16 protein-coding genes are annotated in these 20,792 nt (G+C 41.9%); 7 read left to right on the top strand and 9 right to left on the bottom strand.

What is annotated here, in order from left to right:
- Positions 1 to 82: 82 nt before the first annotated feature.
- Positions 83 to 1,129, bottom strand: coding sequence for a beta-carotene hydroxylase (gene crtR, locus V7K76_RS14940; protein WP_334780049.1), 1,047 nt, complete (start codon positions 1,127 to 1,129; stop codon positions 83 to 85).
- A 720-nt stretch (positions 1,130 to 1,849) separates the two neighbouring features.
- Between crtR and V7K76_RS14935 the strand changes: the two genes are divergently transcribed.
- Positions 1,850 to 2,272, top strand: coding sequence for a lysozyme inhibitor LprI family protein (locus V7K76_RS14935; RefSeq protein WP_334780048.1), 423 nt, complete (start codon positions 1,850 to 1,852; stop codon positions 2,270 to 2,272).
- 525 nt (positions 2,273 to 2,797) lie between these two features.
- Here the strand turns inward: V7K76_RS14935 and V7K76_RS14930 are convergent.
- The 7 genes from V7K76_RS14930 to V7K76_RS14900 all read right to left on the bottom strand — a co-directional run bounded on the left by V7K76_RS14930 (position 2,798) and on the right by V7K76_RS14900 (position 9,253).
- Positions 2,798 to 3,400: a cytochrome c oxidase subunit 3 gene (locus V7K76_RS14930; protein ID WP_334780047.1), complete on the bottom strand. Its 603-nt coding sequence runs from the start codon at positions 3,398 to 3,400 to the stop codon at positions 2,798 to 2,800.
- A gap of 115 nt (positions 3,401 to 3,515) precedes the next feature.
- Positions 3,516 to 5,177: a cytochrome c oxidase subunit I gene (gene ctaD, locus V7K76_RS14925; RefSeq protein WP_334780046.1), complete on the bottom strand. Its 1,662-nt coding sequence runs from the start codon at positions 5,175 to 5,177 to the stop codon at positions 3,516 to 3,518.
- Positions 5,178 to 5,190: 13 nt separating this feature from the next.
- Positions 5,191 to 6,105, bottom strand: a complete 915-nt coding sequence (locus tag V7K76_RS14920) for a cytochrome c oxidase subunit II (protein WP_334780209.1) — start codon at positions 6,103 to 6,105, stop codon at positions 5,191 to 5,193.
- Positions 6,106 to 6,234: 129 nt separating this feature from the next.
- Entirely contained in the window at positions 6,235 to 6,852 is a 618-nt protein-coding gene (locus V7K76_RS14915; protein ID WP_334780045.1) for a DUF2231 domain-containing protein, read from the bottom strand.
- Positions 6,849 to 7,349, bottom strand: a complete 501-nt coding sequence (locus V7K76_RS14910) for a DUF2231 domain-containing protein (protein WP_334780044.1) — start codon at positions 7,347 to 7,349, stop codon at positions 6,849 to 6,851. The genes V7K76_RS14915 and V7K76_RS14910 overlap by 4 nt, the downstream gene beginning before the upstream one ends.
- A 515-nt stretch (positions 7,350 to 7,864) precedes the next feature.
- Positions 7,865 to 8,905, bottom strand: coding sequence for a glycerate kinase (locus tag V7K76_RS14905; protein WP_334780043.1), 1,041 nt, complete (start codon positions 8,903 to 8,905; stop codon positions 7,865 to 7,867).
- Between the two features lie 15 nt (positions 8,906 to 8,920).
- A complete protein-coding gene (locus V7K76_RS14900) occupies positions 8,921 to 9,253 on the bottom strand; it encodes a DUF565 domain-containing protein (protein ID WP_334780042.1) in 333 nt (110 codons plus the stop codon).
- An 809-nt stretch (positions 9,254 to 10,062) separates the two neighbouring features.
- On the opposite strand from V7K76_RS14900, the gene V7K76_RS14895 reads away from it, so the two are divergent.
- The 3 genes from V7K76_RS14895 (at position 10,063) to V7K76_RS14885 (ending at position 13,669) form a co-directional block, all read left to right on the top strand.
- The gene (locus V7K76_RS14895; RefSeq protein WP_334780041.1) at positions 10,063 to 10,689 is read left to right on the top strand and encodes a hypothetical protein; all 627 of its coding nucleotides are present in this window, start codon (positions 10,063 to 10,065) and stop codon (positions 10,687 to 10,689) included.
- A 124-nt stretch (positions 10,690 to 10,813) separates the two neighbouring features.
- Positions 10,814 to 11,113, top strand: a complete 300-nt coding sequence (locus V7K76_RS14890) for a hypothetical protein (RefSeq protein WP_334780040.1) — start codon at positions 10,814 to 10,816, stop codon at positions 11,111 to 11,113.
- Between the two features lie 570 nt (positions 11,114 to 11,683).
- Positions 11,684 to 13,669, top strand: a complete 1,986-nt coding sequence (locus V7K76_RS14885) for an ArnT family glycosyltransferase (protein WP_334780039.1) — start codon at positions 11,684 to 11,686, stop codon at positions 13,667 to 13,669.
- Positions 13,670 to 13,798: 129 nt separating this feature from the next.
- Here V7K76_RS14885 and V7K76_RS14880 read toward each other — a convergent pair whose 3' ends face one another.
- Complete coding sequence (locus V7K76_RS14880; RefSeq protein ID WP_334780038.1) at positions 13,799 to 17,065, bottom strand: ATP-binding protein; 3,267 nt, start codon at positions 17,063 to 17,065, stop codon at positions 13,799 to 13,801.
- A gap of 1,022 nt (positions 17,066 to 18,087) precedes the next feature.
- Between V7K76_RS14880 and V7K76_RS14875 the strand changes: the two genes are divergently transcribed.
- The 3 genes from V7K76_RS14875 to kaiC all read left to right on the top strand — a co-directional run bounded on the left by V7K76_RS14875 (position 18,088) and on the right by kaiC (position 20,701).
- Positions 18,088 to 18,669, top strand: a complete 582-nt coding sequence (locus tag V7K76_RS14875) for a KaiA family protein (protein ID WP_334780037.1) — start codon at positions 18,088 to 18,090, stop codon at positions 18,667 to 18,669.
- Positions 18,670 to 18,748: 79 nt separating this feature from the next.
- The gene (gene kaiB, locus V7K76_RS14870; protein WP_179066879.1) at positions 18,749 to 19,063 is read left to right on the top strand and encodes a circadian clock protein KaiB; all 315 of its coding nucleotides are present in this window, start codon (positions 18,749 to 18,751) and stop codon (positions 19,061 to 19,063) included.
- 75 nt (positions 19,064 to 19,138) lie between these two features.
- Positions 19,139 to 20,701 (top strand): circadian clock protein KaiC, encoded by a 1,563-nt coding sequence (gene kaiC / locus V7K76_RS14865; protein ID WP_334780035.1) that lies wholly within the window; start codon positions 19,139 to 19,141, stop codon positions 20,699 to 20,701.
- Positions 20,702 to 20,792 lie beyond the last annotated feature (91 nt).

Below are 20,792 nucleotides of genomic sequence, written 5' to 3'. Positions count from 1 at the left end.
ATCGAAGTTTTCGAGACGCGATAAATCGCCGTCTCTACAAGTGTTTTGGGCTAATTTGATTTGTAGCTGCAACTTTTAATCGCTATTCATCTTGATTTTTAGTTTTTTGATGAGTCAACCTGATTCCTACAAAAATATCGTAAATAAACTCTAAAAAGTCTTTTTTTTGTAGCAAACCTGAAGTTTGATAACAGCCTTTTTCATCTAACAGAGGTTTCATCAAATAGTATGTAGACTGATATTTGTACCAGGGAATACAAGTCCATAAATGATGGATCAAATGATAGTTTTGTCCTAAAATCAGGATATTAAGAATTGGGTTAGGGTAGACGCGGGCATTTTTCCAGCGATCGCGTTCAACAAAAGGACGATGGGGCAAATAATCAAAAAATAAACCTAGTATTAATCCCACTATCCCAGAAGGCACAACCCAAAAATTGAGAACGTACATTAAAAAATGATATTGAACTGAGATATAAACAATTGCAACAACAATTAAGCGGCTAATAAACCATTCCCATAGCTCATATTTGCGCCACAGTCGCCGTTGAAAGAAAAACACCTCATGGGACAAAAATCGAAATGCAATTAGCCACAGAGGTCCACCTGTAGAAACAAAATGATCTGGGTCATCTTTCGGATGGTTGACATGAGCGTGATGCTGCAAATGTACTCGCGTAAACACGGGGAAAACAAACCCAAGCATCAGGGCGCTACCATGCCCTAGAATGGCATTAATTACTCGATTGCGGTGAGCAGATTGGTGACAAGCATCATGAATTACTGTCCCAGAACAATGCAAGGCAATCGTGTTAAAACTAAAGCACAACCAGTCTGGCCATTGCCAAAGCCAGTAACCACAATTAGATAACACCAACACTGTCACAGATGCCAAAAACAGTAGTAGCGTCGGATTAAAATCACCAGGAGGTGCTAAAAATTCCTTCGGTGGAGCTTTCAGCAACTTATGTGCTTCTGAAGTTACCGTTCTGACTTCTGTATCTACTACGTCTTTAAAAATGACTTCCAAGTTATTGCCATTTAGCTTTTTATAGTCATCAACGGCTGGGTCGATGATGATTAGGCTTTTGTCCGGGATGTCAAAAAAATTAGGATCTAAAGAGGTCATAATTTTCCTGGTCGTGATTCTTTGATAAAATGGGCTTTAAATCCCAAACTCAGCCAGCACAGAATATATTTCTTGCCCCGATTAGAGAGATAAAAAGATTGAAAATTTAGCCAATACTCTTCTATATTTAGATTAGATGTGGCTTGTAGGGAATAGCAGATAGAGAAAATTTTAAATTCCTTTCTACTTACTTGTGATGCTAGCAACAACGGTATACATATTTTGCTTTGATCTCGACATTTATCGATTTGCCAAGGCAATGCTTTTCCGATGTGCTGAGATTATGCTGTATTATTGCTTTTGTGAAAAACAATTTTCAACAATATAAAGAATACAGTTATTTGAATGATAAACGCAAGAGTTTTGTCGTAATCTGAGGTATGTGAAAGTATTTTAAACATAGATATCATACTTCTAACAAAATGTATATTTTATTTGCTTAAAGAAACATTCATCCCTTTTTCTAGGAAATTTTATAAGTATATATACTAGCGATCGCTTTCCCCGCCTTGAGATTCCCTAAAACTCACAGGCTTTATACTCTTGGGGATATTTTTACCTCTAGCTGCGACTTCTAGTCATTCGAGATGTATATTTGCAAAATTTGGATGCTCCCAAATTAAGATTCTTGACTTATTAACTAATTCATGTATTTTGGTGGGATAAAGTCAAGTGAAGACTTACGCGGTATACAAATCAACATTAAGTACGAAATAATCTATGCGTTATCTATCACTCTTGCTAGTAAATATACTAGCTTTTAGCAGCTTACATACTCCTAGTGTTACAACAGCAAACACAACATCGAATCTACCAAAAATGCAGTTAGCTCAAAAGCTAAACTGCAATAATGCTCAAACTCAAGCAGTAATTAATGAATGCGCGAAGTTATCTTCTCAGAATGCAGATAAAAAACTGAATCAAGTTTATCAGCAATTGGTATCTACATTAGAAAGGTCTAGAAAACAAAAATTGATTACTGCACAGCAAGCATGGATTAAGTTTCGAGATAATAATTGTGAGTTTGAGACAAGTAAATATGAGGGCGGAAGTATTTCCCCCACAATTTATTTTGGTTGTCTAGAAAATATCACAAAACTGCGTACCCAACAATTACGAGAATATCTCAAACCCGACGCTTAAGCGTGAAGTTAGGGTGCATAGCTATGCATCACTAGTACAAGAAGGCAAAAGTAAAAAGGCAAAAGTAAAAAGAAAGAATGCTTATTTTGTAAGCTTTCTGGCTATTTTAAATGGGTGGTTTATTTACGCCGTGTTGTACTAGGGACTGATAAGCTAAAACACATCTAATTTGCATATTAAAATTTTCTCAATATCTTGTGGGGTGGGCATCTTGCCCGCCCTGATTATGCAACTTGAATGCTGATTAGTAGTTTTGTAGGTTGGGTGCAGCGATAGCGTAACCCAACATAAAATTTGGTGGTAATGTTGAGTTGCGTTTCACTCCACCCAACCTTGTATCCAAAAACCCCTTTTTAACTTCTAACCTCTGTTTTATCTGTGTCTCTGTAGTTAGATAAATTACTTTTAAACCGCAGAGGCACAGAGGTCACAGAGAGAATAAACGGTGCATGGGGCATAAAAGTAATTAATAATGCCTCATACACCAACCCAGATAAATTATCTGGGTTTTCCTTACATCAATCCTTACTGCCAAACATAGATCAGGATAAACAAAATAATCCAAATAACATCGACGAAGTGCCAGAATATTGAAGTTGCATTGACACCAAAGTGACCTGTATCGTAGTTGCCAGGTAGGAAAGAACGTACCAAAATTATCAACTGCAACAGGATACCAGTGAACACGTGCAAACCGTGGAAGCCTGTAAGCAGATAGAACGTTCCACCAAATACCCCGGAAGTGAAACCAAAGGCGAGGCCGTTCCATTCAATCGCTTGGCCAACTAAAAAGTAAGTTCCCATCGCCATTGTCGCCAAGAGAAACAGGCGAAATTTTACTAAGTCGTGGCGTTGAAGGGCGCGTTCTGCTAAGTAAATTACAAAGCTACTCGCAACAAGAATTACTGTATTGATTGCCGGTTCTTTTACTTCTAGTCCAGAAATACCTGCTGGTAGCCAGTTAGGTGTTGTTGTTTTGTAGATGGCATATCCGGCGAAAAAACTTAAGAAAATGACGCTTTCTGAGAGGAGGAAGACGATGAAGCCAAACATTTTGTTGCCTTCTTCGTCGTGGGTATGTTCTGCGGCTGTGTGGGGCAATTCGTGGGAATTGATATAGCTGTCCATTTTGGTTTTTGAGGGGGAGTTTGAAACGCATAGGCTTTGCCTTCCCGCAGGGTAGGTGCGCGGAGGGAAGCGCAGAGGGACGCGGAGGGTTTTTGCGTCTTCCCGATGGTTGGCGTTATTCTGGGAGGTTGGCTGTTAAGGGTTCTGATTTGCCGTAGCCGTAGGGTTCGGAGATGATGATGGGAGTTTCTTCAAAGTTTTCTACTGGGGGTGGTGAAGAAACTAACCACTCTAGTCCAATTGCCCGCCAAGGGTTAGCGGGTGCTTTCTCGCCCTGCATCCAAGAAATCACCATGTTGAATATGAAGGGCAAGGTGGATATTCCTAAGAGGAATCCGCCGAGGCTAGCGATAATATTCCAGAATTGATACTCCGGGGCGTAGGAGGCAACTCGGCGTAACATCCCTTGCAATCCCAAGGGATGCATGGGCAAAAAGTTGAGGTTGGTGCCGATGAAGGCTAACCAGAAGTGGATTTTACCCCAGCTTTCTGAGTACATCCGCCCAGTCATTTTGGGGAACCAGTGATAGATGGCTGCAAATAAGCCCATCGTCACTGTGCCGTAGAGGACGTAGTGGAAGTGTCCGACTACAAAATAGGTATTGTTGACGTGGACATCAACGGGCACGGAGGAAAGCATAATGCCTGTGATTCCTGCAAACACAAACATGATTAATCCGCCCAAGGCAAACAGCATGGCAGTATTTAGCCGCAGTTTACCGCCCCAAATAGTTGCTACCCAAGCAAACACTTTAATTCCTGTGGGGACAGATACACACATTGTTGTCAGCATGAAGATCAACCGCATCCAGCCAGGAGTACCACTGACGTACATGTGGTGTACCCAAACAATGCCGCTAACTACGGCAATCAAGATGGATGAAATGGCAACTACTTTGTAACCAAATAGGGGTTTACGTGAATAAACTGGGAAGATTTCTGAAAAAATGCCGAAGACAGGCAAAATAATCACGTAAACGGCGGGGTGGGAGTAGAACCAGAAGTAATGTTGGAACATTACTGGATTTCCACCTTTAGCGGGGTCGAAAAAGGCGGTGCCAGCAGTGAGGTCAAGTAGCAGCATCACCGCACCAGCTGTCAGTGCTGGAAGTCCAAATAGTTGGATGATTTGGGCGCTAAATACTGCCCAGACAAACAAGGGCATTTTGAAGAAGCCCATGCCTGGGGTCCGCATCTTGACGATGGTGGTGACAAAGTTGACTGCCCCCATAATCGAGGATACGCCGGATATTGCTACAGCTAGCAACCAGATAACTTGACCATTAATTAAGTTACCTGTGGGATTCTGGAGACTGACTGGTGGGTAAGACCACCAACCGGCTTGGGCAGGGCCTCCAGGGACAAAGAAGCTACCCATCATCAAAATCCCAACTACTGGTACCATCCAAAAGGCGACGGCATTCAGGCGGGGAAATGCCATATCTCGCGCCCCAATCATCAGGGGTACTAGATAGTTAGCAAAACCAACCAGTGAGGGAAATGTCCACAAAAACAGCATCACAGTGCCGTGCATGGTGAACATCCCGTTATAGACGGTGCGATCGACTAAATCTGATTCGGGTGTCATCAGTTCTCCCCGCATCACCATCGCAAAGATACCGCCGACGAGAAAGAAGAAAAATGAAGTAACGAGATACTGGATACCAATAACTTTATGGTCGGTACTAAAGCTGAAGTATTCTTTCCAGTTACCCGGAGATTGGTGGTTAGGCTTCTCATTTGGGAGAAGGATACCTTCAATAGGAACATTAGTCATGGTTACTTTCCTTTCAACCAGGAGAATTGACTAGAGGAGGTGCAGCAGGTGGAACTGTAACCCAACCTGTTTGGACTGATTGATGGGATGTTTGAGCATACTCAGCAGCCGCTTGATTCTTTGCTGGGGTTGGCTCTTGGGTTGCAGCTTGGGCTAGCCACTGCTGATAATCTTCAGGAGATTCGACGATGACATTCGCTTGCATCGTGGCAAAGTATGTACCGCTATATTGAGAATCGGTCAATCGGTATTTGCCGGGGCGGATGGGAGTAAATTCAAAGTCGATCGCGTGGTTAGGAATAATATCCTGCTTGAGGCGGAATGCAGGAATATAGAAGCCGTGCAAAACGTCTTGTGATTTTAGTGCTAAACGTATCCGGCGATCGCTTGGTAAATGCAATTCAGTACTGGTAATATCTCTTTCTGGGTAGTGAAAAACCCACGCCCACTGTTTAGCTAGTACGTCAATTTTCTCAACTGGTTCTGCTAAGGCGTTAGCTGGTTCTGCATAAGCCGATTGCATTCCCAGCGGATTATGCAGGTGAACCATTTCCGATGGGCCTTGAATCCCCATTTGTTCATAAACTTGGTAGCTGTAGCTTGCAATCCAAAATACCAAGAGAATTGGGATTGCTGTCCAGACAACTTCTAAGGTGACATTACCTTCAATCGGAGGGCCGTCAGTGAAGTCATCTTTGACTGCCCGATGGAAGATCACAGAATACATCAGAGTACTTGTTACTCCCAAGAAGATGAAAGCACCGAGGGTTACTAAGAAGCTAATCAAATCATCGATTAGTTTGGATTCGGCTGCTGCTTGGGGAGGAAGCCAGGAGTAAGCCTGCTTGCCGATCCAGAGACTAATAACAGTGATTGCGATCGCGCCTGTAAGCAGCGTCAAAATATTTAAAATCTTCTGGATTTTCATGGTCATTGGTCATTAGTCATTAGTCATTGGTCATTGGTCATTGGTCATTAGTCATTGGTCATTGGTCATTAGTCATTGGTCATTGGTCATTGGTTCTTGACAAAGGACAAAGGACAAATAACAAATGACTTACTTGAGTGTTGTATTGAGGTCTTGGTGCGATCGCAGCAAATTATCTGCTGTATTGTGTACCCCAAATTCGGCGGCTAGTTGCGCTCCTAGTGTGCCGTGGATGTACAGAATGAACATGATTGCGATGCCTGCGAACAGATAGATCCATTGCACTTCTCTATCTGTCTGTTTATATTCTTGTTTGCCCCAAACGAAGCGCTGCCAAGCTCTCCAGATGGTCATGCTAACAATCAGCGCTAATAGGAACACACCACCTACACCATGCCAAAGCATACTTTCCATTGCCTGCAATCCCCAGGCACTCTTCATATCAGCTGGTGGTGTTGCTAACAGCATTTCGTAAAAGCCTGCTGCTACTGTGAAAAATGTGATGATGCTGGCAGCTAACATGTTGTACCAGCCAACAGCAAATAAGTTGTCACGTTCCACAGTAATTGCCAAAAATTTGAAGACCCATTTTTCAAAGGGGAACAGAACACCAACAATATCAAAGGTCATCCCAATGATGAACAAACCTATTGTCAGATGGACTAAGTTGGGATGAATAGGAATTGTGTAAGGTAATCCGTTTGCGCCTAGAGAGTCGGTTAATTGGTTAATTAATTCTGAGTTCATCGCAACACACCATCCTTTACTGCTTCCACAACTGGCAAGGTATGCAATCCATATACCCAAACAAGTTCATCGCCGAGGTATACTTGTAAGCCAACTATTAGGGTTAAAACTAGTCCGGCTCCCAAATAATAAATCGGTACTTTTTGCGGATTGCGCGCACGAATTACATAGCGCCAAGCTGTCAGCGCTGTGATAATTCCTGAAAGCGACCAACCAATTAGCGTATGTAAATTCAGCACCGATTTTGCTAGGCTGTAAGGCTGTGCTAACCCTGCTTCAAACTGACCAAAAATGATCGCGACGAAGATGGCGATCGTGGCAACTAACATATTCCACCAACTCACCTCAAAAAGACCAGATTTACCAGTAAAATAGCCAATTACATCACAGACAAAGGAAAACAACACCATCGCAATTACGAAGTGGACAACGATGGGATGTACCGTATCTGGATAAGGTAAATTGTGGTCGTTCAAAGATGTAAAATACTCAAGCATAGTCTTCTCCTGGACATATCTATCGCACTTTGGTCTATTAATTTTGGATTTTGGATTGCCAATTTGGGATTTGAGATTTATTCCGTCCCAGACGAGAGATAAACCCGAAGACCCTAATCCAAAATCCCAAATCTAAAATCGCTAGTCAAACTTCAATAATTGATGGACACTCACTAACACCACCACAAGTATCCATCCATAATTGATCTGATTCTGTTCAATATCTGCGCGGTGCAATATTTAATCATGTCTTAGCTTTTTGTAGCCAAATCTGGTTGAATTGCCTACATGGAATAATTTTAGTTTTGATTCATTTCCTTATGCTAATAGCCTGCGACAGCAATTCTTGATGGAGCTAAATCAAATCGCTGTCGTTTGTTGATTTGCTTAACCTATCTTTTAGCTTAAGTAAATTTTTATGAATTGTCAAAATAATAAATATTAAACTTTTAAAAGTTAGTTATTTAACAAAAAAGTATTTTCATAATGTATTTATCTTTGCATTAATTAAAATACTAATTGCCATACACTTCACCAAAACTATGATCGGCATGAATCTCGATCGCTAGATCAACTGCTGCTGTATCTTTTAGCAACGGCTTGATGAATAATTCCGGGTGAAGCGATCGCCAAAAATAATTGACAAATTCTTCTATTTCTGCATCGCTCATCCCTGACTTACCTCTAGCAATCATCTGCTGTTCCGCCTGTTTGCGCCACTCTAAAGAACAGCGATAATCGGTGGGATAAAGCAAAATTAAGCTGTCTAATCGCTCCCACAGTGGTAAATAATCGTGGAGGCGACGATTCATATCACGGGCGAATACTCTATCTTTCTCAGTTAGGATTGGCGGCGGTGCTGTATCAAATACATTTGGATCGATTGGTCGTACACCCACAAACCAACCTTCAAATAGTACAATATCTACACCTGTAACGATTTCTGGAGTAGTGCGATCGCCAGCGCCTCTAAAAGCCGATTTATCAAAGCGGGGAACCATCACTGAACTTTGCGACTGGCGGATTTGATCTAGTACCTTTAAGCCTAAGTCTACATCGTGGGTTCCTGGCGGGCCGCGCCAAATTAAGCGGGGATCTTGCTGTGTTAAAAGCAAGCGATCGCTGTAAGTTTTATATAAGTCATCCAAAGATAAACTCACAGTCCGGTATCCCAACTGATCGAGAATCAAACTGAGAATTTTGCAGGTTGTGGTTTTACCCGTGCCTTGTCCTCCCAATATTCCCTGAATCAGGGGGCGTCCCAATTGTTGGCGGTGCAATGCTAGTTTGATTCCCAAAGGAAGCCACAAGTCCCACAAAACTGGTAACATTTCCTGGGGTTCGATTTGGAGGGTAGTTTGGCAGAATTGTTTAAAAGCTGGCAAGACAGATTTTAGTAAATGCGATCGCTCTTTGATCGCTGCATCGACATTTTCCGGCGCGATCCCAAAAGCTTTAGCCCTTAACCGATCTGCCAGCGCTGCAACTCTTGCTTGCTGTTGCCAAGTTTCCGCCACCGCATCGGTTGCCAAAATTTCATCCAGCCACAAATTCATAAATTCCCCATCTCACTACGATCCCAGCTTGAAGGCTTCGAGAAACAGGCTGTAGGTAAAACCAACTTTTAGGAGATTCAATGAGTCTATCAAGAGCGATCGCCTCGACAAAAAGCTGCGACTATAAAATATCCTACTGGTAATTTCCGTCAACAGTACTAAAAAGCCAGCTGCCACAATATCTAATTCTGCCCGTTGTCCAGATGTCGTGGAAACTGCGTTTCCCAGAAAAAAACCGAACAAAAAACTAATTATCAGCAACGATAGCCGCCGCCAAGGATTTAAAAACCATTGCCCCAAGCGTGTAGCAATGGCATCGAACAAGTTATTGAGACGAGTGTTTTGCATTGAGGGGACTTCTGGGGAAAAGTCAAGATATCTTGAAATATATCTATATTAAATTCAGGAGGATATTGGTTTTAGTATCAGCTTGTTTGTTAATATTGTAGATATCTATTACGATTCCAGTGTTTCTTGAAATTTGCTCATTCTATCATCTTTAGAGAAGTACATTTTCTTAGAGGATGTTTGGAAAGTATAAATATTTTAGTTTGATCTCGATAAGTAAGCTTGAAATAAAGGGGAAAATAACTCAAATTCCCTCTTATTGGAGGAAACTAGTCCATTACGCGAGTTTCCTCACTTTTAGACATATAGGTAAGCTACCTGTAGTGTCTTCCAATAGGAGAAAGGACTAGCGTAGATTTAGGGGGATCTGCGATCGCTTGATATATCAATAGGCACTTTCCAAACATCCTTTTAATCAGGTGGCTTTTCATAGCAGAAGATAAAATATACCACTTAGTATTTATCTGAGGTTTGGCAAAGCACGCCTTGTTAGAGCCGCTAGCGGTTTCAGGAAACTTTTATTTTTTTATATAAATGAATTAGCTAGCTCTGTATCAAATGTTATTTTTTTATTCAATACTACGGTCAGAATTCCAAGGTATGGGTGTCTGTAACCCTTATTTTTCAAACATCAAAGAAATTATTTACTCCAAATGTTTTCTCATCAAAATGATATTTATAATACATCCGTGTCCCTAATTTTAACAAAGTCTATATTAGGCTAATTCGTGTGATTATCTTTTGGGATAATAGGCTACCATTTGGTCAAGCCTAGACAAAATATTTATTTCTAATAACTATCTATCAATATGAAATATTCAGTGTATCGTAACGTCGGTGTTACAGCATCTTGCTTGGGACTGCTTTTTGCTCTGGTGGGATGCTTTGGAATTAGCGTATCCTTTGAGTCCACAAACCCAGATACATCTTCACAACTGCCAACAGAAACTTTTCAGAAGCAGACAACTTCTGTTTTACCTAAAAAAGATACTGCTGCTAGTGTATCTACTCCAGTAACTAACTCAACTAATCAAATAGAACATAGCAGCAAAGAGAATACTTATCCTGTCTTGGCAGATCGTGATAAATCAGCTAGCAAAGTCAACAATCAAGGGACTTTGCGAATGAGCAATCAAACAAATCAGCCTGTGCGGCTGGCTCTACTGGCGCGACAGTCGGTAGCAAAAGGCTCTGGTACTAAACAGACTAACTATGATGTACCAGCACATTGGGATTTTGCCCCCCAGGAAGGTAGTGAGAAGGGACTGATTTTATCCCTACCTCAGAATAATTTAAAGCTGGAGAAAGGAGATATTTTAGTTGCTTTTGCACAAGATGGTTCCCGTCGTTACTGGGGCCCTTATGTTGTCGGTGAAACTCAATTACCTAAGTGGAATTCGCAAAACAAAGAATGGCAACTAGTGCTGAGTCCTTGAAAGAGGCAGGGGGCAGGGGGCAGGGGCAAAATAATAGTTCCTCTTTTGTGTTAGCGATAGCGCGGCGTTTAACCAAAAAAGCAATTGATGACTATACACAGCAGAATCATCAGGAGAAATCAGCATGACAGAAGCACAAATCCAAGATATTTACACCCGCTTAGATAGCCTCACGACTGAGGTAAATTCTCTCAAAACCCAAATCGGTGTAGTGGGTACAACACAATACGCAGTCGTACAAATTCTTGATCGACTAGAGCGACTTGAAGCAACCGCTAACAATAATTTCAATCAAATTACCAATCGATTTGACCGCCAAGACGAGCGATTTAACAGCGTTGACAATCGTCTTGACTCACTCTCTTCTGATGTAGCTCAAATTCTCAGAATTTTACGCGATCGCAATGAGGGGAGTCGCTTATGAAAAATTTTTCATGAGGTCAAGCAAGTGAAGGCGATCGCAAAAATTAACCCATTCCCAGTCCTGGTACAAGAAATGAGATTCCAGACTCAGCACTCATTACTCAGCACTCATTCTGAGATATGTTGGCTTTAGCAAAGCCTCCAACACCACTTGCTACAACGCTCTTAACCCGCGCAACGCAGTGCATTGGGTCAATTTAAGCTGAAAATAGCTTAACTGTTGGCTTCCATGCCCGCCCGGAAATAAATTTCTTTGGCTTTTAGACTAAAGTCTACTGAAGTAGACTAGAGATTTTTGGCGATATTTAGTCATCTTCAGATGACTTTAGATATGAGACGGGAATTTCAATTCCCGGCGGACAATCGGTTTCACGTTAAGTTGACACCAATGAACGCAGTGGCTCCCCAACAAAGCAATTTTTTTGCAAAATTTTAGCCTTGCCACGCCACTACCCTATAGTTGGTAAAGTGTTGAGTAATGAGTAGAGGAAAATTATTGAATTAAAAACTCCGAAGAACAAAAGATAGATAACCAACGACTATTGATTAGTGATTGTTGACTATTGACTAAATGAGAATGAAATTGAGTGTTAAGCGCACTGTTGATCGGTGGTTCAACAAAATAGCAAAAAATCCAGCCCTTAGTGTAACTGTGTCGATTTTGTGGTTGATGTTGATTGGCTGGGTGGCTTTTGGCTGGAATTTGGGCAATATTGGCTTGATTGATGAGACAGAGCCGCTCTTTGCCGAAGCTTCCCGCCAGATGTTCGTTACAGGTGATTGGATTACTCCATTTTTCAATGGTGACACTCGTTTCGATAAACCTGCTTTAATTTACTGGTGTCAAGCGATCGCGTATCACATAATTGGGGTGAATGAATGGGCAGTACGTCTTCCTTCTGCGATCGCAGCATTAGGCTTAGTCTGTTTAGCTTTTTACACCATACAGTGGTATTTGACTAAACAAGACGAATTAGAGCAAGTTTCACGTCCCACTCGCCGCTATTTAATATCTTTTATCGCAGCAGCGCTGATGGCACTGAATCCCGAAACTATTATTTGGGCGAGAACGGGTGTCTCTGATATGCTGCTCACTGCTTGCATGGCATCAGCCTTGTTATGTTTCTTTCTAGGATATGCAGGGAAAGAAGGGAGCAGGGGAGCAGGGGAGCAGGGGAGCAGGGGAGCAGGAGAAGAGTTTTCCCCTCTGCCCCCCGCACCCCGCCCCTCTGCCTCTTTTCAATCCACAATGCCCCATGCCCTATTCCCCAATAAGTGGTACTTAGCTTTTTATGTGCTGATTGCTGGCGCAATTTTGACTAAAGGGCCAGTGGGAATTGTCTTGCCAGGGATAATTGTTGGTGCTTTTTTGCTTTACGTGGGTAAAGTGCGGGAGGTGCTGCGGGAAATGCGCCTCTTTGTAGGTATACTGATAATTATCGGTTTGTCAGTGCCCTGGTATGCTTTAGTAATTTGGCGTAATGGCTGGAATTATATTAACTCCTTCTTTGGTTATCACAACCTGGAACGCTTTACAGAAGTAGTTAATGGTCACTCAGCACCCTGGTATTTTTACTTTATAGTGGTGCTACTAGGTTTTGCACCTTACTCAGTATTTTTACCAGCCTCCATAATCAGACTAAAGTTTTGGCAGCGATCGCATTGGCGATCTCTTGAACGTTTTCAGCAATTTGGTTTATTTACCTGGTTCTGGTTTGCTAGCATCTTTGTCTTTTTCTGCATTGCTGTTACCAAACTCCCTAGCTATGTATTGCCTTTAATGCCAGCAGCAGCAATTCTGGTAGCCTTGTTGTGGAGTGACCTTTTCCCCAACACTGAACATGACGAGGAGACACAAATACATGGGGAAAAGGAAAAAGTATTTGATAATTCCTCTTCATCCCCACGTGTCTCCATCCCCACATCACTCATTTGGAGTGGTTGGGTGAATGTAGTGTTTTTATCATTTTTGTCAACAGCATTATTTAACCTAACCCACATATTAGGTACTGATCCAGCTATCAGCAACTTCCACGAACTAATTCAACAATCCGGTATACCAGTAATCGCGGGTGTAATTTGGCTGGTATGTGCTGTTTTGGTTGCTGGTTTTTTACTGATTCGTCGCTGGAACTACGTTATCAGTATTAATCTAATCGGGTTTGTGGCGTTTTTAATTTTTGTCTTAACGCCTGCTTTGTTCTTTATCGATCGAGAACGTCAATTACCCTTAAGGGAATTGTCTGCGGTCGTCCTAGAAGCAAAACAACCAAATGAAGAATTAATCATGCTTGGCTTCAAAAAACCTAGTGTGGTATTTTACAGCCACATTCATGTAAATTATTTAGGATTTCCCCAAGAGGCTTTACAGCATATTAAAAACCAGGCTGCTAAAGGGTTAAAACCTGCCTCAGTGCTACTGTTGGCTGAACAGAAAAAGTTTTTACAAATGGACTTACAGCCAGATGATTACAAGAGTTTATCGACCAAGGGTGCTTATAACTTGGTTCGAGTTCCTTTTAAGAAAAAGAAAAATGAAAAAATAGATATATCGTAACGGGGATTGGGGATTGGGGATTGGGGATTGGGGATTAGGAAAGATAAGTTTGTAGATTTATATCCTAAGTAATCTTAAAAGAATTTCTTCCCCAGTACCCAGTACCCAGTACCCAGTACCCAATCCCTATTAACACTTACCATTGTAACCGTTGACAGCTAAAGCTTGATTGATCTGATTTAAGAGGTCTTCCATTGATATCGATCGCGGTAATATTTGAGTAGCGATCGCACCAATAACAGTTTCTATCGATTCCAAACCATTCTTCTTCTGCTCCTGATCAGCTACCCCAGACTGGAAACTGGTTTCTGGATGATTTAATCGCTGATTCAGTACCAAAATTGGTGGTAACTTTAACGGCGAATCTCCTAATGTTTTCAGTGCTTTGAGTACATCTTTGTGGATAGCAGATTCTCCTAAACAAATTAGCAGTAAGTCAACGCTTTGGTGGCGAATTTGTTGTAACACTTCTGCCCAACATGGACTCATCGCCGCTTTAAAGCCTGCTGTTTGTAAATACTGAATTAAAGCTTGGAACCACTCAGAACCTCGTTCTGCAGTTTCACTACTAATTGAGCAATTTTTTTCAGTCCGATAACCCTTAGCTGGCTTGCGTCTTACCTGGGGAAAATCACGCAGCATTGTCAAATCCACTACCAAGATGTTAGGAGGGCAGCAAATCCCAGAAGCAATTTGCAGTACTGATAGTAAAGCATCTGTTTTCTCGGTGCGATCGCTGTTGTCTTTGGCAAATGGTGTTAAGTAAGGAAATACAGATAGCCCTGGTATTTTAGAAGCTATTAAGGTGGTTGCGACATCGCAAGTAACCAGTGGTATGGCCGCTAAACGTGGATGTCCAATTAGTTGTTGCAGATAAATTTGCGCGGTGGTACTTTCAACATCTAACAAAATGACATCAAACTGCCATACCCGCGCCAAAAGTTCAGCCTGATCTAGGTCATCTACTTCAATCACCCGATGTTCTCGAAGTGAAGGATGGGGATTAACTGATTCCAACTGGGGATTCACCAACCTGAGAATTCGCAGTGGGGTTTTTGTTGGGGTAATTGCATCGTTGTTTAACCCTTGCTGCCCAACTGCTTGTACAGTACATAATTTTTCGAGAACTGGTGCTAATACCTGATGCTCAACTGGCAAACTTAAGAAACCATCGGCTCGATGAGCAAATGCTTGCTCCTTTTCGGCTCCCGTCGCTGTCACAATTACAGATATATGACGGGTTGCGGTGTCAGATTTGAGTAAAGTCAGCACATCCCAACCTGATAGCAGGGGTAGCAATGGATTCAAAAATATCGCTATTGGTTGCAAGCGCCGAGCTTTTTCGACTGCTTCTGTCCCCGATCGCGCAATCACTACCCGATACCCTAAACCTTTGAGTTGTTCGGTCAAGTCTTCAATATATCTGGCTACTGCCTCGACTACCAAAACCAGCCGTTGCGAACTAGCATGATGATGCTGTGTGGGCGTACTAACATACTGAAGAGCGGCTGCGGGGTTTTGCCGTGTCTGTTGGTGTCGTGTTTCCTCATCTTCTCTGATTCCCATATCTGGTTCAGAAAAGCCTGTATTTGGGGGACTGGGGGGCAGCAGTAGCGTAAACTGGCTACCTTTTCCTTCACGCGATAAGAAGCTGACATCTCCTCCGTGGAGACGAGCTAAGGCGCGAGTTAAGACCAGCCCTAAACCAGTGCCTTCAAATTGGCGGGTGAGGGGATTTTCTAGTTGTTGGAATTTTTGAAAGATTAAGTGTTGCTGGTGTTCAGGAATGCCAATGCCTGTATCCCAAATTGTAAAGGCAATCCATCCTTCCCAACGACTCACCCGCAGTCCAATTTCGCCAGATATTTCGGTGAATTTAAAGGCGTTGGAAAGTAGGTGTACTAGCATCTGGCGTAAGCGCAATTCATCTGCCACCATCTGATCTAAGCCTAGTTCAATGGAAAGGCAGAATTGGGGAGCGGATGAACGCGCATTTGGAGGTGGTGAGGCGGATGTCGCTTTGGTGGTTTGAGTGTGGATAGCTTTAGCTTCCGATAGGGCGCGATCGCACACAGCCCGAATTTTTACCGGAGTCAGCGTCAAATCCATTTGTCCCGTCTCCATACGGGTTAAATCCAAAATATCATTAACCACACTCATCAGGTGGCGTCCACTTTGATGAATCAGTCCTGCATAACGGGCTTGACGCTCGTTAAGTTCTCCCAACTGCTGATCCACCAGCAAGCGCGATAATCCTAAAACGGCAGTTAGGGGAGTTTTGAGTTCATGACTAATACAAGCTAAAAACTCGTCTTTCAACCGATTTAGTTGAATTAAATCGGCATTTTTTGCCGCCAATTCTTTGCAAAGCTGCTGCTGTTCAGTGACATCAGTAGCTAAAACTAACCACAAATCAGTGCTGAGTGCTGTTAGCGGTAGCGGGGCGTTGAGCCAGTCCTGAGTGCTGTTAGCGGTAGCGGGGCGTTGAGCCAGTGTTGAAAACTCAGGACTATCTAAGGGAATTTTGGCAAACTGCCAGATTCGCTCTTGACCATTTTGCACTTCGACAACGCAGGTACAAGTACCTACTTGACTATCTAAATAGCACCGACTGTATCCAGTATCTAATAATGCTTCTGGCTGAATCAGTTCCTCTTCACCATGCTCATTCTCCCTGCCATTGGGATGAACCTTGATTGCTTGTTGATTAACATATTCTGGTGTTTCCAAGAGGTTAGGCACAAGTATTGCCTCCACCTGTTGCCTAACTCCTTCTGGGTCTTTTAAGGTTCCTAATTGCTGCCACCAAGCTGGATTTCGCGCTACTACCTCGCCATTACCCGTTTGCAACATCAAAGGCCAAGGCAGTCTTTCTAGCAAGTGAACCAGTGGTTGGTGTCCTAATGACTTGGATTCATTTGTCCCAGCATCATGCTCATGGTGATGCTCATCTGAGCTTTGTAAGCCAGCCATGCGTTCTTTAGCCAGCGATCGCACCAGGCGCGAACTATCCAGCAGCCCCAAATATCGACCATCAGAGTCAATCAGCGCCCAATCTAAGTTCTGCTGTTTTTCGGCTGCATCGCCCAAGTGCAAGCTCAATTGCTCTACACGCTCAGAAGCGAATATTGTCTGTATTGGCTCAATTAGACCTTGACCCCAGGTAGAGAGCGATTGGTGTAAATTTAGATTTTTATCGTCACTATATGCTAATAATTTTGGGATTAAACGGGCAGAATACAGCAATCCGATGGGGCATTGCTGTTGATTCACTACTACCAAGCGATCGCACTGCTCTTGCTCAAAAATCTCCAACACCACTGCCAGAGAACTTGTTTGAGGGCAGCTAGGTACGGTTGCCTGAAAGTCATAAAGCGGGTAATCTAGCATTAACATAGGGCTTTGGGGGTCATTCTTCCTGTGGAACCCTCCAGCATTTCCATCTGCCAGTTGATGGTCTCTTCGCCTGAAGTCATATCCTCTAAGAAGACTCATATAAGCAACTCTGGTTATTTCAACGCCATTAAAAAAATAATGGGATTTCCCTTCACGAACACTTGCTTGCGGACAAGTGAATTTTGTCTAGAGGCCATATTTCTCATTTTTGGCAACTAGCCTCCCCAGTGTCTTACTGGTATTTAAACTCCTCATCGATAGCGACAGCTAAAACAATTATGGCCCCAAAGATTCGCTTTAGAACCTTGAGGAATTATAATGATTTAGAACGCGACAATCCTTTAAGTTCGTTTAAGTATCTTATCAAGGAGCAAAATCCAAAAATCTATCTATTTATATACATAAATATGCAAATAATAAATTAGCTACTGTGTCTTCCTATGCTGACAGATAGCTCATCATCAAAGACCTACTTAGTACAGCCCACCACAAAAATAGTATGGAAGTTAATCATTCGTAGGTTGGTTGGTAGCAAGATCCCCGTAGGGGTACGTAGTGAAACCCAACATCAACCCTTGATATTTCTAAACTTCTTTTACGGTGACGAGTACTAAGTCTTAGTACTCAGTTGCGGCACTAGTAGCCTGTCCCAAAAGTTTTGAGAGGTTAGTGGTGTTCAGATACCCGACTTCGCAGAAGTTGTCGGGGATCTAGTAGCCGAACAAAATTAATGGAACAGACTACTAGGTTGTCGATTGGCTAGCATTATCTGCTAACACAGAGCGTTATTTGGGGTGGAATCACCACTTTACCGAATTCGGTGGGTTGAAGTCCCCCGGTTCAATAAATAAGTCAGTTTTGTGGTGGGGTCTAAATCCCCATTACAAAACTGTACTTCCGACTTCCGACTTCCGACTTCCGACTTCTTTACTGTACAGCCAGTAGTACCCTAGAAGCGTTAGCCAAACTTATCAGCCCACGTTTCTTGGTCAGGGCGATCAATGAAATATATTTAAGAATAGATGTTATTACCGATATTGATTCTGCAACCTGATGTTAACAAATGTTTAGATAATTTAGCTGACTTAACCAACCCCAAAAAATTGATCGCGTGGGTGTGGAACTTGCTCAATGCGATTATTGCCCAGTTTTCCTACCTACCCGTTGGTGCAACTGCCACTGTAAACATCAACTATTTCCCAAATTGGCTGCAACAAGATCCAAGTAAGGCATACACTGGCAAGTACATATATGTGTTTGCCAGTCAGATGCAAAAAAGCCAACAGCATTTCCAGGAGATGACTCTAGCAGAAAGGCAAGGATTATTAAGACAGCTTAAATTAGATTATAGCCTGATTCTTATAGATTATTTTAGCACAGATAAAACACTTAAAGATAAAATTGATAAATTTATCAATACTATATTTTATGCTAATATTCCTGTGCCGCAAATAATCGAAATTCACATGGAGGTAATTGAAGACTTTTCTAACCAGCTAAAGTTAGAAGGAAGGAGCAATGAAACGCTACTTGATTACCGCCTAACCTTGATAGATATCCTAGCTCACCTGTGTGAAGTATATCGCAGTTCGATTTCTAAATAAATTAAATTCATCAATGTTAAACTTGTCTCAATATGCGAAAGATATTGTATTTTTATGTTCATGACTAGCGATTAAGTATATGAAGAAACTCAGAAAAACCTACGTTCTTAAGCTTTACGTAGCAGGGAACACTCCTAATTCAGTCAGAGCTTTAAAAACACTCAAAGATATTTTAGAGCAGGAGTTTGAAGGTGTTTATGCTTTGAAAGTGATCGATGTACTAAAAAGCCCACAACTGGCGGAAGAAGATAAAATATTAGCAACGCCAACATTATCTAAAATTTTGCCTCCACCTGTTCGCAAAATTATCGGGGATCTTTCAGATAGAGAAAGAGTATTGATTGGATTAGATTTACTCTATGAAGAACTGAGTGAAGAAGATATTGAAGAGTAAAATTTTAATCATAAAAAATTACTACAAACTTTATTCATAAAAAAACAGGTTTTCATCCAAATTTATTATCAAGCAATGAGTGAAAACGAGCAATTAGAACCAAAGCAACCACCGAAAATTGGGGGTTTAGAAAAAATTAGGACGATGATCGAAGGATTTGACGATATTAGTCATGGTGGTTTACCAATTGGTAGAACTACCTTGATTAGCGGCACCTCCGGCACAGGCAAAACTTTATTCTCTCTTCAGTTTCTCTATAACGGTATCACCTACTTTGATGAAGCCGGAGTATTTGTTACCTTTGAGGAATCGCCTAGTGATATTATTAAAAATGCCAATATTTTTGGCTGGAACTTGCCACGTCTAATTGAAGAAGGCAAGTTATTTATTCTTGATGCTTCTCCTGATCCAGAAGGTCAAGATATAGTTGGAAATTTTGACCTTTCTGCACTTATTGAGCGCTTGCAATATGCGATTCGTAAATACAAAGCTAAACGAGTTTCCATCGACTCAATCACAGCAGTATTTCAGCAGTATGAAGCGATGGGAGTGGTGCGACGCGAAATTTTTCGCCTTGTAGCGCGTCTCAAACTGCTGAGTGTTACCACTGTAATTACTACTGAACGTGGTGAAGAATATGGCCCCGTTGCCTCTTTCGGAGTAGAAGAATTTGTTTCTGATAATGTAGTAATTGTTCGCAACGTTTTAGAAGGAGAACGCCGCCGTCGCACAATTGAAATTCTCAAGTTGCGTGGCACAACTCACATGAAAGGTGAATATCCCTTCACAATTACTAATGAAGGAGTTAACATCTTCCCACTGGGAGCAATGCGCTTAACTCAAAGATCTTCTAATGTCAGGGTATCTTCTGGTGTCAAAACCTTAGATGAAATGTGTGGTGGTGGTTTCTTTAAAGATTCCATCATTTTGGCAACAGGGGCCACAGGTACGGGCAAAACCTTGTTAGTCAGTAAGTTTATTCAAGATGGCTGCCTCAATGGAGAACAGGCGATATTATTTGCCTATGAAGAATCACGGGCCCAACTATCTCGTAATGCTTCCTCTTGGGGAATTGATTTTGAAAAATTAGAAGATCAAGGTTTACTCAAAATCATCTGTACCTATCCCGAATCAACTGGCTTAGAAGACCATTTACAAATTATTAAATCAGAAATTGCGATCTTCAAACCTGCTCGCATCGCTATCGATTCCCTTTCAGCCCTAGCTAGAGGAGTGAGCAATAATGCATTTAGGCAGTTTGTAATTGGGGTGACGGGTTATGCTAAACAAGAAGAAATTACTGGTTTCTTTACTAACACAACCGACCAATTTCTGGGAGCGCATTCCATTACCGACTCTCATATTTCCACGATTACCGATACAATTATAATGTTACAGTACGTAGAAATTCGCGGGGAAATGTCGCGGGCAATTAACGTATTTAAAATGAGAGGCTCTTGGCACGATAAGGGCATTCGTGAGTATAATATTACTGCTGACGGGCCCGATATCAAAGATTCTTTCCGAAACTACGAACGGATTATCAGCGGTGCTCCTACTCGCGTTAGTATCGATGAAAAGGCGGAACTTTCTCGCATTGTTAGACGTTTTGAAGACAAACAGAGTTCCGAACCCTAAATTTAGTATCGTAGTATATTCTTTCCTAAGTTTAGTATCGTGCTATATTCTCTGGTGAAGAAAGGTTTTCTGCCGCTAGTATTGATTTTTG

The sequence above is a fragment of the Nostoc sp. genome, assembly GCF_036917975.1.
Taxonomy (GTDB): Bacteria; Cyanobacteriota; Cyanobacteriia; order Cyanobacteriales; family Nostocaceae; genus Nostoc.
This window is presented reverse-complemented; position numbering and strand designations above follow the sequence as displayed.

What these genes read in the sequence shown, in the direction of transcription:
- crtR (WP_334780049.1), bottom strand. Translation starts at nt 1,129, where the DNA reads ATGACCTCTTTAGATCCTAATTTTTTTGACATCCCGGACAAAAGCCTA.
- V7K76_RS14935 (WP_334780048.1), top strand. Translation starts at nt 1,850, where the DNA reads ATGCGTTATCTATCACTCTTGCTAGTAAATATACTAGCTTTTAGCAGC.
- V7K76_RS14930 (WP_334780047.1), bottom strand. Translation starts at nt 3,400, where the DNA reads ATGGACAGCTATATCAATTCCCACGAATTGCCCCACACAGCCGCAGAA.
- ctaD (WP_334780046.1), bottom strand. Translation starts at nt 5,177, where the DNA reads ATGACTAATGTTCCTATTGAAGGTATCCTTCTCCCAAATGAGAAGCCT.
- V7K76_RS14920 (WP_334780209.1), bottom strand. Translation starts at nt 6,105, where the DNA reads ATGAAAATCCAGAAGATTTTAAATATTTTGACGCTGCTTACAGGCGCG.
- V7K76_RS14915 (WP_334780045.1), bottom strand. Translation starts at nt 6,852, where the DNA reads ATGAACTCAGAATTAATTAACCAATTAACCGACTCTCTAGGCGCAAAC.
- V7K76_RS14910 (WP_334780044.1), bottom strand. Translation starts at nt 7,349, where the DNA reads ATGCTTGAGTATTTTACATCTTTGAACGACCACAATTTACCTTATCCA.
- V7K76_RS14905 (WP_334780043.1), bottom strand. Translation starts at nt 8,905, where the DNA reads ATGAATTTGTGGCTGGATGAAATTTTGGCAACCGATGCGGTGGCGGAA.
- V7K76_RS14900 (WP_334780042.1), bottom strand. Translation starts at nt 9,253, where the DNA reads ATGCAAAACACTCGTCTCAATAACTTGTTCGATGCCATTGCTACACGC.
- V7K76_RS14895 (WP_334780041.1), top strand. Translation starts at nt 10,063, where the DNA reads ATGAAATATTCAGTGTATCGTAACGTCGGTGTTACAGCATCTTGCTTG.
- V7K76_RS14890 (WP_334780040.1), top strand. Translation starts at nt 10,814, where the DNA reads ATGACAGAAGCACAAATCCAAGATATTTACACCCGCTTAGATAGCCTC.
- V7K76_RS14885 (WP_334780039.1), top strand. Translation starts at nt 11,684, where the DNA reads ATGAGAATGAAATTGAGTGTTAAGCGCACTGTTGATCGGTGGTTCAAC.
- V7K76_RS14880 (WP_334780038.1), bottom strand. Translation starts at nt 17,065, where the DNA reads ATGTTAATGCTAGATTACCCGCTTTATGACTTTCAGGCAACCGTACCT.
- V7K76_RS14875 (WP_334780037.1), top strand. Translation starts at nt 18,088, where the DNA reads ATGTTATTACCGATATTGATTCTGCAACCTGATGTTAACAAATGTTTA.
- kaiB (WP_179066879.1), top strand. Translation starts at nt 18,749, where the DNA reads ATGAAGAAACTCAGAAAAACCTACGTTCTTAAGCTTTACGTAGCAGGG.
- kaiC (WP_334780035.1), top strand. Translation starts at nt 19,139, where the DNA reads ATGAGTGAAAACGAGCAATTAGAACCAAAGCAACCACCGAAAATTGGG.